Below are 14,201 nucleotides of genomic sequence, written 5' to 3'. Positions count from 1 at the left end.
TGATTTTAAAAACTATTTTCAGCATCGAGCAATATCATTCGATAACACTATTTTGAATACAGTCTTTTCCCCTTGACAATCTTTGAGGGAATACGAGATACTTTTTCCGAGCTTGAAGTAGAAGCTTTCATAGCCAAAAGGCTAGTGAATATCAATTATTTGTCCAAGTCTAGTTGGATAGGCATTTGAATTCATCTCCAAGGATGGTACAGGTCGGCATTATGCTGAATGAATAACCAATTGCGGAGATCCCAATGTCTGCTCAAAAACCATCCCGTTTACATCTATTAAACGAATTTGAATCTGCGCCCCATTCTGCGCTTTTTAATCAACAAACTATCGCGGCTGTTTTAAGCTGCTCCACACAGTTACTTGAGCGTAACCGTTGGTCGGGCGGTGGTGTTCCCTATTTAAAAATTGGTCGCAAAGTTTTGTACCGAAAAAGCGATGTGCTGGATTTTCTTCAACAACAAAAAATTTATCGCTCAACCAGTGACGAAGGTCAGTTGCCACTCGTTGAAAATGCATAATTTTAAAAATCATCAGAATGAGTTTGCTTCATTTCGATGGTTTGAGTGTTGTTTGGAGAAAAATGTATGTCACAAAATCATGTTATCGAATTAGTTAATAGAAAGCAGCGCGCAATTGTCTGTGATTATGCTGGCGGCTGCTTTCGATTAACAGCTGAGGGGTTAACCTTTATCGGTATCGATAAGGATGGCAATCCATTGCCACCTCGCTGGATATGCGCGCCATTGTATGTCGTGGCCAAAACTCGGGATGCCCAAAGCGGTGAATGGGGTCGTCTGCTGGAGTGGCAGGATGATGACGGAATCACCCATCAGTGGGCAATGCCACTATCCTTACTGCAAGGCGACTCCTGCGATGTGAGGCGAGAGCTGGCACGATTGGGATTAAGTATTTCACCCAATCGGACTGCTCGCGATTTGTTAGCCTCCTATTTGCAAGTCTTTCCAGTAGACGCACGGGCACGATGTGTTGATAAACTGGGTTGGCATGGCGATGTCTTTGTCACAGCTTCCCAATGTATCGGGCAATCAACAGAAAAAATTGTCTTCCAGAATACCAATGCCATTGAGCCGGCTGTATCGGTCAAGGGTAGTGTTGAAGAATGGCAAGATTCAATAGGCCGGCTGGCATCAGGTAACTCAAGACTGGTCTTTGCCATATCTGTTGCTCTTGCACCTGTATTGGCAAAGATTGTTGGCGAAGACTCCGGCGGTTTTCATTTCAGAGGTACGTCTTCATCAGGTAAAAGCACGGCATTGAGTCTGGCTGCCTCGGTTTGGGGAAACCCTCAATCTTATTGCCGTTTATGGCGCAGCACTACTAATGGGCTTGAAGGCTTGGCGTCATTACACAATGATGGATTGCTGATTCTGGATGAACTTAGTCAAATGGATCCCAAGGAGGCTGGGGAAGCGGCTTATTTGCTGGCCAATGGCCAGGGAAAAACCCGTGCCTCTCGTGCAGGTACAGTCAAGCAATCCTCCCGATGGTTCTTATTTTTCTTATCGGCTGGAGAAGAATCTTTAACCGCACTGATGGCAAAATCAGGACTGCGCATTAACGCAGGTCAGGAAATCAGGCTTGCTGATATTGAGGCGGATGCGGGTTGTGGGATGGGGATCTTTGAAACGATTCACGATCAGCTAAGACCAGCCAGCATGGCTTTATCGCTGAAACAATATAGCAACCGATATCATGGCGCAGTTGGGTTAGGGTGGCTTAATCAGGTGGTTGCCAACCGACAAACAATCAGTCGATTTATCACCGATACCATTCAAACTTTTATTAATGCAGCCATCCAGCCTGATGCTACAGGCCAGATTATCCGTGTTGCCAGACGCTTTGCACTGGTTGCTGCTGCCGGAGAATTAGCCAGCCAATTTGGCCTGACTGGTTGGCAAAAAGGCGAATCTTTTGTTGCTGCGAAAACCTGCTTTGTTGCATGGCAGGCTGCTTTTGGAGTTGGTGGCCAGCGTGAAGACCGCGCTATTATGGCGCAAGTACGCGCTTTCTTTGAATCGCATGGTGCCAGCCGTTTTGATAATGCCAACTCACCCAACAATGACAAGATCCTTAACCGAGCAGGATTTTATCATACCGATAGCGAAGGATTCCGAATCTACATGGTATTAACTGAGGTATACAAAAATGAACTGTGCAAAGGCTTTGATCAACGCACCGTAACAAGAATTTTATTACAAGCCGGCTGGCTGAAACCCGCTCCTGATGGCAATGCTTCACACAAACCAAGAATTAAAGGGATAGGAACACCAAGGTTATATGTTTTTACCGGCAAAATTTGGGGAGGCGAATAAAAATTGCTTGTGCCGGCTGTTTTTTTCGTTGAGCACCGAAGGTGCGAATAAGACTCGTGAAGTTTGGCAACCAGCTCGCTGGTTAGCTAACTTCACCTATCTTGCCCTGCATTTTGAAATTTATATTGGAAACGCAATTGGGTAATTATTCGTTAATGAGCGTTATATAACGATTAATAACACAAAGAATCATTAAAAAACGGAAATAAATAATAAATTACCGAAAATTACCAAAAAGGGCTTGCCAGTGACTGAAAAGGCTGAAAATAAATAAAAATAAACTTAAACGCCTCTCTCTACGCCCCGCTGCTTGTCAGCGGGGTTCAGAGGGCTGTAACAAACAAACTATAAAACTCAAAAGATTGAATAAACCAATAATATGGAGAATCAACCATGAAAAAATCCTTAACAGAAAACATAATGACTTCTCAACACAAAACGAACGCCAGAACAAATAAAGTGGCATTCTTGGCTATGCGCGAAGACATTTCCGAAGCCCTGGAAAAAGGGTGGTCGATGACCGTCATATGGGAAACTCTTAGAGAGGAAGGAAGTTTTACTGCAACTTACAATACATTTAGGTTATATGTATTAAAATACTTGAATGGTCAAAAGCCAGGATATTCACAAAAAGATGCCAACGATCGGCAACCGAAGAAACTTGCAGAAAATCAGGACAAAGAGAAAAAGCCAACCGCTATGCCTTCATTTACCTTTAATCCAATACCCAATTTAAAGGAATTATTATGATGGAATGGATTTTTATTGGTGGGTACAAGTATTAATAAGTCCCACGTGCCCCACCTTAATTGCAAAGGGTGGAGACAGCTAAAACCTAGTATTGACGGGCCTGCCCCAAATATCCCCTTTGTCCCTGAGATTTCGGCAACATGTTAATCTGAATTACCTTCGTAATTATAAAATGTAGATCAACAAGCCTAGCCCATTCATTCATGCTGTACAAACAGAGTTTGGCGAGTGAATGGATTTGAAATATAAACCTGGGATACGGCCCTTTGGGCCTACTCCCAGGCTACATACTGATAGTTATAATTTTTTTAATTCTTATTCCATATTAAAAGGCACTATTGAGTTCATAAGGATAAATATTTATCTGATTAAATGTCAAAATCAGAAAATATTTGTACTAAAATTAAACTACCGAGAACATAAGGATTTGTTATGAGCCATAGTCCTCCAAGTATTTTTATAGGTAATGGGATAAACAAAGCTTTAAAGCTTATTAATCCTAATGCTGAAATAAATTTTGATTATGAAAGCATCTTCCAAGAAGTTTTAGAGCGTTTGAATTCCAGTGACGGGGAAATATGTGAGTTTTTAAGTATGGCTGAAAAGAATAAAAATAAGGATTTGGAGTACTTATTGTTAATTTTAAAAAACTCAGATGAATGTTTGAAATATGCAACAAAATATTACTGTAAACCTACTCGCGATTGCTCAGAAAAAATTGCTCACTATAGGAAAGTTTTAAAAAAAACTGTAATAGAAGTATTAACTGACTCTAAATTTCACCCATCTTATAATGCAATTTTTGGTGATTCCTATACTGAGGCTCCAGACTATATTAATCAGTGCGGTAAAAATTTACGAAATTTCGAGCGAATTTTTACTATAAATTATGATCTGATTTTATATTGGCTAATGATTGATCAAGGTTTATTAACAAAGACAAGCTCTTTAAATTCTTCTGCTCAAAGAAATTTCAAGGATGGCTTTTCTCAAGAAAATTGTTATTTTCATGATTTAGATGATGCAAATGAAGTTAAAGAGCATCTTTATGGTCTATCTATGAATAATAATCATCCCAATTTTTTTTATTTACATGGGGCTCTTCATTTAGTCCAAAAGAATAATAGTGCCTATAAAATCGTAAGAAAAGGCTCTTATATGACGCTGACAAATTTGAGAAATTTTTTATTAAAGGAATATCCAAGCCTGGAGAGTTTGATTATTTTTGATGCAACAAATGACGAAAAAATCGATAGTATTTTTGCCAATTCTTACTTGAATAAAGCATATGATAAAATTACACCGATCAAGGGTGACATAGTTATATATGGTTGTAATTTTTTAGATAATACAAAAAATAACATAAACTTAGGAAATGATATTCATCTGTGGCAAAAAATTATTAACTCAGATACTCAAAATTTATTTGTGAGTCTTGGCAAAGAACAATATGAGTTAGATTTATTTAATCAAAAATTAGGGGCTGCCTTTAAAAGATTAAAAGTAAGAGCTAATGTAGGTATCAATGTTCATTGTTTTTCTCATTATACTGTAGATATTTGGAAATCTAATAATTTTTACGATGATGTCCGCCTATCTGCTTCAAAGCCATACCGATTGAATTAGCAAGGATGGGTCAGTCATTTTGACCTAACCTACTCGCTCATATAATAAGTTAATGGAAAAATAATATGACAAAAGAGTTAATTACAGATCCCAATGAAGCTCGCAAACTTCTTCAGTTATGGTCTCAAGAAGTAAATTTAAATAACATTGTTAAGTTCCATAATGTAACAAAGGCATTAATAGAACAAGAGGTAAAGAGACTTTCTCTATTAGCGCAAGTGGAAGAAGATCCTAAAGAGTTAGAGCTACAGGAAAAAATATTTCAATCTGCTCTTCATAACTATAATGAGTATTTAACTGATAATGTATTTTTGATGATGTATTCTCATGTTGAAGAATGGCTTTTTATTCATGCCGATTCAGACACTGATCACGGAGGTGCGTTGGAGCGTTTTGAGCGTAGTCTTGTAATGAAGGGATTGAACACAAGCTCTTCAGAATGGCAAAGCTTGCTTAAGGCAGAAAAAATTAGAAATTGTCTTTTACATGCTAATGGACGGTTATCATTTATAAAAGCATCCGATAAGGCTTGTGTTACTCAAATCATAGGGCAGACTAAATATTTTGGAAGTAAAAATGATCGAATTATTATACAAAAACATTATTTACAGTATTTTAAGAACCAAATACTTAAACTATTTAAGCAATTTTCAAAATAGTAATATAGGGAGTCAGCTATTGAATGGTTCTGTGTTAATTACATTCTTCCTTGAATAATCTGTCTACATTACGTCTACATAACTTTTTCGAACTCACTGAAAACTACCGTAACTACTTGAATTTATTGATTGATCCACTAGGACTTAACGGATTATGGGTTATATATAAATTTATATAATAGATCCCAAGCTTCACCTGAAACTTCGACACATATTCGACACGTAAAATTTGGAACTTTATTGATTTGGCCTAAAAGCCTTATGGAGTGTGGCTCCCCGGACAGGACTCGAACCTGTGACCTAATGATTAACAGTCATCCGCTCTACCGACTGAGCTACCAGGGAATATGGCCGAATCTTAAAGTGATTCGGCCTTGACGTCAATAGTTTTTTTGAATTTTTTACTGGCAGAAGCGTTTTAGTCTGTCCATTGCATCGCGCAGGGTTTCCATGCTGGTTGCGAATGACAGGCGGATGCAGCCTTCGTTGCCGAATGCGGAACCTGGGACCAAGGCGATGCCGGCTTCCTGAAGCAGTTTTTCAGAAAATTCGACATCGTTAGCGTAGCCGCGTTTCTCAATAATTTCCTGCACGCTTGGGAAGCTGTAGAACGTACCGTCAGCCGGAATAACTTCTATGCCGGGGATATCATAAAGACGATCAACCAGGTAATCATGGCGCTGGTGGAAGGCTTCGACCATTTTCTCTACTGTTTCCATACCGCTGTTTAATGCCGCTACGGCAGCGCGCTGGGCGATTGAACAGGGATTTGATGTCGATTGCGACTGGATGGTTTTCATAGCATTAATCAATGGCGCAGGGCCTGCGGCGTAACCGATGCGCCAGCCTGTCATTGAGTATGCTTTTGATACTCCATTCATAACTACTGTGCGTGAATATAATTCTGGCGTCGCGTTCAGAATGTTGGCGAACGGCTGAGTCCAGAGAATATGTTCGTACATGTCATCCGTTGCGATCAGTACATGCGGATGCTTTTTCAGCACTTCACCCAATTGTTTCAACTCGTCCAGCGTATAAGCAACGCCTGATGGATTGGATGGGCTGTTTAAAAATAATAATTTTGTTTTGGGCGTAATTGCTTTTTCAAGCTGCTCGGCAGTAATTTTAAAACGGCTGGCTGGCGTTGAAGGGATAATAACCGGGGTTCCGCCTGCGAGCAGTACGATATCGGGATAGGATACCCAGTAAGGCGCAGGAATAATAACTTCGTCGCCTTCACTAATGAATGCCTGACAAAGGTTATAAACGCTTTGCTTACCGCCGACAGAAACCAGAATCTGATTTAATTGATATTCCAGGTTATTATCGCGTTTGAATTTGTCGCGCACGGCCTGTTTTAATTCAGGAATACCATCTACCGGGGTATATTTGGTGTAACCAGCAGCAATGGCTGCTACAGCGGCATCTTTAATGTGCTGGGGCGTATCAAAGTCAGGCTCGCCAGTACCAAGACCGATAATATCAAAACCATCAGCCTTCATTTGAGCGGCTTTTGCAGCCACAGCCAAGGTAGGTGAAGGCTTGACCTGTAAAACGCGGGGGGCTAAAACAATAGTCATGTATGCTCCTGTCTGAAAATTTACAACCTTTTTTTGAATAAAATTGTTACACTAATCAAGTAATCGGTTATAGTTAAAAAAAGACTCCTGATAACTGCGATTTTATGCAACTCTCGCATCGATGCAAGCAATTTTATAAATTTAACAAGCAGACTGGCTATTATTTTTCATTTTTACCGGTGATCACGCTATGAAAAATGTATTTAAAATCGACTCAAACTACACGCCCGCTGGCGATCAGCCAACCGCGATTGCCTCGTTAATAGACGGTGTGCAGTCAGGACTTGCCCGGCAGATCCTGCTTGGGGTTACCGGCTCGGGTAAAACATTTACCATTGCCCATGTCATTCAGACATTGAAGCGCCCTACTTTAATTATGGCACCAAATAAAACACTGGCAGCCCAGCTTTATGGCGAGTTTAAATCATTTTTTCCGGAAAATGCGGTTGAGTATTTTGTTTCCTATTATGACTATTACCAACCAGAAGCGTATGTCCCGGCATCCGACATGTTCATTGAAAAAGACGCCTCCATAAACGAGCATATTGAGCAAATGCGCCTGTCGGCAACTAAAGCGCTAATTGAGCGCAAAGACGCGATTATCGTTGCCACCGTCTCGGCAATCTATGGCTTGGGCGATCCGGATTCGTATTTAAAAATGGTGTTGCATGTCTCTCGGGGCGAGCATACCGACCAGCGCAAAATTCTGAAAAGGCTGGCAGAAATGCAATACAAACGTAATCCGCAATCGCTTGAGCGCGGCCAGTTTCGAGTCAATGGCGATATTATTGATGTTTTTCCGGCTGATTCTGAAAAGGAAGCCGTGCGTATAGAGCTGTTTGATGATGAGGTGGAAAACATTTCCCGCTTTGATCCGTTAACCGGCGAAGTAATCCAGCGGCTGCCCAGGATTACTATTTTTCCCAAAACGCACTATGTCACCCCACGCGAACGCCTGCTGCAAACCATTGATTTGGTCAAAGAAGAGCTAAGAGGACGAATTGAAGAACTAACCCGGGAACATAAGCTGGTTGAAGCCCAACGCCTGCAGCAACGCACTGCGTTTGATATCGAAATGATGTTAGAGTTGGGCTATTGCTCAGGTATTGAAAACTATTCCCGCTATCTCTCTGGCCGCAATGTTGGCGAACCACCGCCGACCTTGTTCGATTATTTACCGCCAGAGGCTTTACTGGTTATCGATGAATCGCATGTTACTGTTCCCCAAATCGGCGGAATGTACCGGGGGGATCGCGCGCGTAAAGAGACTTTGGTCAATTATGGTTTTCGCCTGCCATCAGCGCTTGATAACCGGCCATTGCGTTTTGAAGAATTTGAAGATCGCTCGCCGCAGACTATTTATGTCTCCGCCACTCCCGGTCCTTATGAGCGGGATTATTCTGATAATATTGCCGAACAGGTAGTAAGGCCAACCGGACTGATTGATCCGCAGGTTATTATTCGTCCGGTCAAGAATCAGGTTGATGATTTGCTATCGGAAATCAGAACGGTTGTCGCCCAGGGCGAGCGGATTTTAGTAACAACACTGACTAAGCGAATGGCAGAAGATTTAACGGAATATCTGCATGAGCACGGGGTTAAAGTACGTTACCTGCATTCGGATATCGATACGGTTGAGCGGGTAGAAATTATCCGTGATTTAAGATTAGGCGAATTTGACGTGCTGGTTGGAATTAACCTGTTACGTGAAGGGCTCGATATGCCGGAAGTTGCCCTGGTTGCCATATTAGATGCCGATAAAGAAGGTTTCCTGCGTTCGGATCGCTCCTTGATTCAGACTATTGGCCGTGCGGCGCGTAATGTGAATGGCCGTGCCATTCTCTATGCGGATAAAATCACGGGCTCGATGAGCCGGGCTCTGGAAGAAACAGACCGCCGCCGGCAGAAGCAAATTTCATTTAATGAGCAACATGGCATTACCCCCAAGGGTATTAAAAAAGCCGTTGACGATATTATGGAAGGCGCTTATAGCAGTAAGCGCAAAAGCCAGGTTGCAGAAAGGCAGCCGGCTTATCAACTGCTTGATCCGGAGCAATTGGCAAAACAAATCAAAATGCTGGAAAAACAAATGCACAGCCACGCGCAGAATATGGAATTTGAACTGGCAGCAAAAGTACGGGATGAGTTGTTGCGGCTGAAAGAACAGCTAAAAACCTGATAGAGCCCGACAGACTGGATTTTGAACCCTGAGGTTCAAGTGGGAAGCGAATGAGCCAGTTCAGGCTTCCCGTTCAGGACGGGCATGCACAACACTGTCAACAGGAGGCTCCCCTGGATATCAATATTGGTTCAGAAAATCACTCACTGCCGGGTTAGCCGGATTATAGCAGCAATTAAATTGCGCTATCAATCCGCTTGCTCGGTCTGGGGCTCGAAATGTGAACCGCCTTGCACAACCTGGTTGATTTTGTTTTCCAGCGAATTAATAAACTGGGTCACCTGATTGCGTTGTTTTTCCTGTTGTTTCTGGCAGGTAATCAATTCATGGCTGATATGGAGCGAGGCCAGAACCAGATTCTGGAAGTCATCAAGCTGTTTGAATTTGCGTTTGTTTGAAAGCAATTGCTCATTCAGACGCTCTGCCGCTTTTTGCAAATTAGCCGCTTCATTTTCAGGGCATTTGATTTCATAACTTTTATTTAATAATTTTACTGAGCATGATTTGGTAGCTGTCATAATTAATTCACCTTAAAAGGTAATATGTAAACCAAATAGTAACAATTTTGTTTTGCAGGGGCAAATTGCTCATGCAATAAAACATCATTTCACAGAGAACACGGCCACGGGAAAAACGAAACGAACCCGGATTTCGTTCCTGCGGATCTGCACCCAGACTACATTTACAAGGGTAATCTAGCGTTTTTATTTCAATAACGGGCTCAGATCAGTTATTATTATAATATTATCTTTTTTACAATGAGCAGTTTTTATATGTCCGGTGAAACCCCTCTTGAGCATTTGCCTCCCTATAATACATTTAGTGAAAATATCGCCACTCTGGCATTACCGATATCAAGCAGTGAATTGCATGGTATTATGTGCGGTTATTTGTGTGCCGGCGCCTATAATCAGGGCGAGTCCTACCTGCAGGCTCTGATTTCCATGACCACGCGTCAAAAAGACGATATGGTTCGCGCTGCAGCGATGGCTATGTTCGGTGTTTATACTTTAAGCCAACAGCAACTGATTGCCCTTGATTTTGATTTTCAGCTCATGCTGCCAGACGATGAAGAAACCCTGGCTGCGCGTGCGCGCGCCTTCAGTGAGTGGTGTGACGGCTTTACCCAAGGGCTTGCCATGGCCGGCATTACCCACGAACACTTTGAAGATGAAGAATCACAGGATGCACTGCAACATTTAATCGAATTTGCCCAACTCGATTATGAGAATCTTGATGTCAGCGAGGAAGATGAAAAAGCGCTGGTTGAAGTCAGCGAGTACGCAAGAATGGCCATATTACGTTTATGTAATGATTTACAGGCCAGCAAGCGCATAAAAACTGGCGGCGGCTCGTCAGGCACCAGGCATTAATTGGTTTTAATAAGGATATAACCATGATAACCCAACAAGAATATCAGGACCGGCGACGTTCATTAGCCAGTCAATTGGCGCCGGGCTCGGTCGCATTAATCTGGGCAGGCAAGGAAGCAATCCGCAATGGCGATGCACATTATCGCTTCCGGCAGGCCAGCGATTTCTACTATTTAACCGGTTTTGGCGAGCCTGATGCATTGCTGGTAATTATGGCTGGCGACAATGGTGAAAGCTATTTATTCAATCGCGAGCGTGATCCTGCTCAGGAGCAATGGACTGGCAGACGCCTTGGTCAGGAAGGGGCCTGCAAGCAGTTGGGTATGAAAGATGCGTTTCCGATTACCGAAGTAAACCAGATCTTACCCCAGCTGTTGGCTGGCCGATCGGCCGTATATTATGCCATCGGCCAGCAAGCCGAGCAGGATCAACAGGTTCTGCAAGCCACACAACGGTTAAAAGAGCAAGTCAGAAGAGGGATAAAAGCGCCTGAGATATTTCAGGATATTTCACCCCTGATCAGTGAAATGCGTCTGTTTAAAAGCGAAGCAGAAATAGAATTAATGCGCCGTGCTGCTGAAATTTCAGTATCTGCCCATATGCGGGCAATGTTCACGTGTTACAAATTTGACAATGAATATCAACTGGAAGCGGAACTCTTGTACGAATTCAGCCGCAATGGATGCCGTAGTGTCGCTTATGATCCGATTGTAGGCGCTGGTGCAAACAGTTGTATCCTGCATTACACCGACAATAATCAGCCCTTGAACCAAGGGGATTTGGTTTTAATAGATGCAGGCGGCGAATATGAAAATTATGCCTCTGATATCACCCGCACTTTTCCAGTCAGTGGTCAGTTCAGCCCTGCACAGAAAGCGATTTACGAACTGGTACTGAAAGCACAAAAAGCCGGTATTGCCTGCATTAAACCAGGCGCCCTGTGGAACACGGTTCAGCAAACCATTGTACGGATTTTAACTGAAGGCCTGTGTGAGCTGGGTATTTTGCACGGTGATGTTGATACGTTAATAAGCAATGAGGCATACCGGCCATTTTATATGCATAACTCTGGTCACTGGCTGGGGCTGGATGTCCATGACAGCGGCCATTATAAAATTAACGGTGAATGGCGGCCATTTGAGCCGGGTATGGTATTAACTGTTGAGCCCGGCTTATATATCAGTGCCGACATGGATGCGGTTGATGAAAAATGGTGGAATATTGGCGTACGGATAGAAGACGATATCCTGGTTACCGCTGATGGTCATGACAATTTGACCGGTGCGCTGCCAGTGGAAATTGAAGAAATTGAGGCTTTAATGCGTGGCTGAACAACAAGTTGACATTTTAATCGTAGGCGGCGGCCTGACCGGCGCCGCCTTAAATCTCGCGCTTGCAGGCAGAGGGCTTAGCATACGCCTGATTGAAACCAACTCCTTTGATACCCGGTTAAGCCCTGATTTTGATGCCCGCACTATTGCCTTATCGCCTGCCAGCGTGCGTATTTTACAAATGCTGAAAGTATGGCCATTATTGGAATCGCACGCGACGGCAATAAACACCATTCATGTTTCTGATCAATATCATTTCGGCACGGTCAATCTTCAGGCCAAACAAAATCATTCATTAGGGTATGTGGTTGAAATGCAGCAAATTAACCGTGCGCTGCATCAGCTGCTTGATCCGGCAACGATTATGGCGCCGGCAAGTCTGATTGAACTTGATGTGAATTCAGCAGTAGCAACCATTGAGCAAAACGGCCGCGCCAGCCGAATCAAAGCCAAACTGATTGTCGCTGCCGATGGCGTCCATTCTTCGGTACGCACGCTGGCCAATATGAAAGTCAATGTTAAGGATTATCAGCAGCAGGCTATAGTTGCCAATATCGGTTTAAACCGGAGCCATCACAATTATGCTTATGAACGCTTCACCGCCAATGGCCCGCTTGCGCTGCTGCCAATGAGCGAACAACGCGCTTCACTGGTCTGGGCAGTCAAACCGGAACGCGCCCACGAGCTGCTCAAACTGGATGAAACACAATTTCTTAAGCAATTACAACTCACTTTTGGCTATAAAGCTGGCCGTTTTATCAAAGCAGGCAAACGCTTCGTCTATCCCTTACGGCAGGCAATTATGCCGATACAGGCAGCCTGGCCGCTGGTTTTTGTAGGCAATGCCGCCCACACCCTGCATCCGGTAGCCGGCCAGGGTTTTAATCTCGGCCTGCGTGATGTCGCAACACTTGCGCAGTGTCTGATTAAAGATGGCTTAAGCGCGATCATGCTGGGCAACTATCAACAGATGCGGCGTTATGATCAACAGGCGACAGCCCGCTTTACAGATAGTCTGATTGCCGTTTTTACCAATAAAATTCCGGGTTTTGGCATGGCGCGCAGCCTGGGATTAATGGCTGTTGATAATTTACCCGGTTTAAAAGCATTATTAACCCGCCATGCACGCGGGTTTGCGGGCACGGTGCCTGATTTGGTCTGCGGTATTGAATTAGCAGGAGGGAATAATGAAACAGCCATTTGATTGCCTGATTATTGGCGGCGGTATTGTCGGCCTGTGTACAGCGATTGCCATGGCTGAGCGGAAACAGACAGTCGCGTTGATAGATGCCGGCTCGCTGACTACGGACACCAGCAAACAGGATGCCCGGGTCTATGCGATCAATAAAGCCTCTGAGTATTTGCTAAACCAGTTACAGGTTTGGCCTTTAATCAAGCCAGAACGCATTTCGCCTTATCGTCATATGCATGTCTGGGATGCTGTAAGCAAAGGATGTATTGATTTTGATGCCCGAGAGATTGCGGATAGCAAGCTGGGAGTCATCCTGGAAGAATCGATATTGAAAGAAGCGCTGCTTAATCGGCTGGCAGATTTTCCCAATATACAGTGTTTTGCCGGTAGCCCGGTTACGCAGCTGGATTGCCGAGGAGAAATTGCGCTGGCAGGCAGCGCAAAGCAGCAGTGGCAAGGCCGATTAGTACTGATTGCTGACGGCGGCGAATCGCCGGCACGTAAACGTTTGAACGTCGGCATCACAAGCTGGCCTTATCATCAGCATGCCTTGGTAGCGACAATCCGCACCGAAAAACCGCATCAGTATACTGCCTGGCAAGTATTTAACCCAGATGGTCCACTCGCCTTTTTACCGCTGCCGGATGAGCATTATTGCTCAATTGTCTGGTCAACTACTCCAGCAAAAGCTCAGAAGCTGGTCGATGTAGAGGAGCAAAAATTCAATGAACAACTGGCAAGTGCATTTTCCCATAGGTTGGGCCAGGTAGAAGTGGCAGGCAAACGTTATCAGTTCCCATTAACCATGCGCCATGCCAAACAATATGCCGGAAAAAACTGGCTGTTACTGGGCGATGCCGCGCACACTATCCACCCATTGGCCGGGTTAGGTTTAAACCTCGGCCTGGCAGATGTCGCAGCCTGGCTTGATTGCTTTGATAGGGCCGCGAATCCTTTTGCTGCTAAAACGCTGGGGCGTTATCAGCGCCAACGGAAACAGGCGGTCTGGCAGGCAATCTGGTTAATGGAAGGATTAAAAATGCTTTTCGCCAATCCACTACCACCAGTCACCGCATTGCGTGGTCTGGGGATTAACTTATGCAACTCCTTATCTCCAATTAAACGCCTGTTTATTGAGCATGCAGCAGGGGGATAATAACACTATG

At 43.8% G+C, this 14,201-nt stretch carries 12 protein-coding genes, 1 tRNA gene and 1 other RNA gene; 10 read left to right on the top strand and 4 right to left on the bottom strand.

All coding sequences use genetic code 11. From position 1 onward, the window contains the following. Positions 1-254 precede the first annotated feature (254 nt). The 5 genes from ACFORL_RS04245 to ACFORL_RS04225 all read left to right on the top strand — a co-directional run bounded on the left by ACFORL_RS04245 (position 255) and on the right by ACFORL_RS04225 (position 5,380). A complete protein-coding gene (locus tag ACFORL_RS04245; RefSeq protein ID WP_382341416.1) occupies positions 255-530 on the top strand; it encodes a DNA-binding protein in 276 nt (91 codons plus the stop codon). A 66-nt stretch (positions 531-596) separates the two neighbouring features. Beyond that, positions 597-2,345: a DUF927 domain-containing protein gene (locus tag ACFORL_RS04240; protein ID WP_382341414.1), complete on the top strand. Its 1,749-nt coding sequence runs from the start codon at positions 597-599 to the stop codon at positions 2,343-2,345. A gap of 393 nt (positions 2,346-2,738) precedes the next feature. Beyond that, on the top strand, positions 2,739-3,095 hold the full coding sequence (locus tag ACFORL_RS04235) for a TraK family protein (protein ID WP_382341412.1): 357 nt from the start codon (positions 2,739-2,741) through the stop codon (positions 3,093-3,095). 432 nt (positions 3,096-3,527) lie between these two features. Beyond that, positions 3,528-4,721 carry a DUF4917 family protein gene (locus ACFORL_RS04230; RefSeq protein ID WP_382341410.1) on the top strand — a complete coding sequence of 398 codons (1,194 nt, stop codon included), beginning with the start codon at positions 3,528-3,530 and terminating at the stop codon, positions 4,719-4,721. A 65-nt stretch (positions 4,722-4,786) separates the two neighbouring features. Further along, entirely contained in the window at positions 4,787-5,380 is a 594-nt protein-coding gene (locus ACFORL_RS04225; protein WP_382341408.1) for a hypothetical protein, read from the top strand. Positions 5,381-5,649: 269 nt separating this feature from the next. Here the strand turns inward: ACFORL_RS04225 and ACFORL_RS04220 are convergent. Together ACFORL_RS04220 and ACFORL_RS04215 are read right to left on the bottom strand one after the other, a co-directional pair. Continuing rightward, positions 5,650-5,725, bottom strand: a tRNA-Asn gene (locus tag ACFORL_RS04220). A 56-nt stretch (positions 5,726-5,781) separates the two neighbouring features. Next, positions 5,782-6,960 carry a pyridoxal phosphate-dependent aminotransferase gene (locus tag ACFORL_RS04215; RefSeq protein WP_382341407.1) on the bottom strand — a complete coding sequence of 393 codons (1,179 nt, stop codon included), beginning with the start codon at positions 6,958-6,960 and terminating at the stop codon, positions 5,782-5,784. A 190-nt stretch (positions 6,961-7,150) separates the two neighbouring features. Here ACFORL_RS04215 and uvrB point away from each other — a divergent pair, with 190 nt between their 5' ends. After that, complete coding sequence (uvrB, locus tag ACFORL_RS04210; protein WP_382341405.1) at positions 7,151-9,139, top strand: excinuclease ABC subunit UvrB; 1,989 nt, start codon at positions 7,151-7,153, stop codon at positions 9,137-9,139. Here uvrB and ssrS read toward each other — a convergent pair. Together ssrS and ACFORL_RS04200 are read right to left on the bottom strand one after the other, a co-directional pair. After that, positions 9,139-9,307, bottom strand: a non-coding RNA gene (gene ssrS, locus ACFORL_RS04205) — 6S RNA. The genes uvrB and ssrS overlap by 1 nt on opposite strands. A 20-nt stretch (positions 9,308-9,327) precedes the next feature. Then, positions 9,328-9,657 (bottom strand): cell division protein ZapA, encoded by a 330-nt coding sequence (locus tag ACFORL_RS04200; RefSeq protein WP_382341403.1) that lies wholly within the window; start codon positions 9,655-9,657, stop codon positions 9,328-9,330. 255 nt (positions 9,658-9,912) lie between these two features. Between ACFORL_RS04200 and ACFORL_RS04195 the strand changes: the two genes are divergently transcribed. The 4 genes from ACFORL_RS04195 to ACFORL_RS04180 are packed head-to-tail and all read left to right on the top strand — an operon-like array spanning position 9,913 to position 14,191. Next, complete coding sequence (locus ACFORL_RS04195; protein WP_382341401.1) at positions 9,913-10,512, top strand: UPF0149 family protein; 600 nt, start codon at positions 9,913-9,915, stop codon at positions 10,510-10,512. 23 nt (positions 10,513-10,535) lie between these two features. Beyond that, a complete protein-coding gene (gene pepP / locus ACFORL_RS04190; RefSeq protein ID WP_382341399.1) occupies positions 10,536-11,843 on the top strand; it encodes a Xaa-Pro aminopeptidase in 1,308 nt (435 codons plus the stop codon). Continuing rightward, complete coding sequence (ubiH, locus tag ACFORL_RS04185; protein WP_382341398.1) at positions 11,836-13,047, top strand: 2-octaprenyl-6-methoxyphenyl hydroxylase; 1,212 nt, start codon at positions 11,836-11,838, stop codon at positions 13,045-13,047. Before pepP ends, ubiH begins: the two co-directional genes overlap by 8 nt. Then, positions 13,031-14,191: an FAD-dependent oxidoreductase gene (locus ACFORL_RS04180; RefSeq protein ID WP_382341396.1), complete on the top strand. Its 1,161-nt coding sequence runs from the start codon at positions 13,031-13,033 to the stop codon at positions 14,189-14,191. The genes ubiH and ACFORL_RS04180 overlap by 17 nt, the downstream gene beginning before the upstream one ends. Positions 14,192-14,201: the final 10 nt, after the last annotated feature.

The sequence above is a fragment of the Legionella dresdenensis genome (assembly GCF_042649825.1).
Lineage (GTDB): Bacteria > Pseudomonadota > Gammaproteobacteria > Legionellales > Legionellaceae > Legionella_C > Legionella_C dresdenensis.
This window is presented reverse-complemented; position numbering and strand designations above follow the sequence as displayed.

What these genes read in the sequence shown, in the direction of transcription:
- ACFORL_RS04245 (WP_382341416.1), top strand. Translation starts at nt 255, where the DNA reads ATGTCTGCTCAAAAACCATCCCGTTTACATCTATTAAACGAATTTGAA.
- ACFORL_RS04240 (WP_382341414.1), top strand. Translation starts at nt 597, where the DNA reads ATGTCACAAAATCATGTTATCGAATTAGTTAATAGAAAGCAGCGCGCA.
- ACFORL_RS04235 (WP_382341412.1), top strand. Translation starts at nt 2,739, where the DNA reads ATGAAAAAATCCTTAACAGAAAACATAATGACTTCTCAACACAAAACG.
- ACFORL_RS04230 (WP_382341410.1), top strand. Translation starts at nt 3,528, where the DNA reads ATGAGCCATAGTCCTCCAAGTATTTTTATAGGTAATGGGATAAACAAA.
- ACFORL_RS04225 (WP_382341408.1), top strand. Translation starts at nt 4,787, where the DNA reads ATGACAAAAGAGTTAATTACAGATCCCAATGAAGCTCGCAAACTTCTT.
- ACFORL_RS04215 (WP_382341407.1), bottom strand. Translation starts at nt 6,960, where the DNA reads ATGACTATTGTTTTAGCCCCCCGCGTTTTACAGGTCAAGCCTTCACCT.
- uvrB (WP_382341405.1), top strand. Translation starts at nt 7,151, where the DNA reads ATGAAAAATGTATTTAAAATCGACTCAAACTACACGCCCGCTGGCGAT.
- ACFORL_RS04200 (WP_382341403.1), bottom strand. Translation starts at nt 9,657, where the DNA reads ATGACAGCTACCAAATCATGCTCAGTAAAATTATTAAATAAAAGTTAT.
- ACFORL_RS04195 (WP_382341401.1), top strand. Translation starts at nt 9,913, where the DNA reads ATGTCCGGTGAAACCCCTCTTGAGCATTTGCCTCCCTATAATACATTT.
- pepP (WP_382341399.1), top strand. Translation starts at nt 10,536, where the DNA reads ATGATAACCCAACAAGAATATCAGGACCGGCGACGTTCATTAGCCAGT.
- ACFORL_RS04180 (WP_382341396.1), top strand. Translation starts at nt 13,031, where the DNA reads ATGAAACAGCCATTTGATTGCCTGATTATTGGCGGCGGTATTGTCGGC.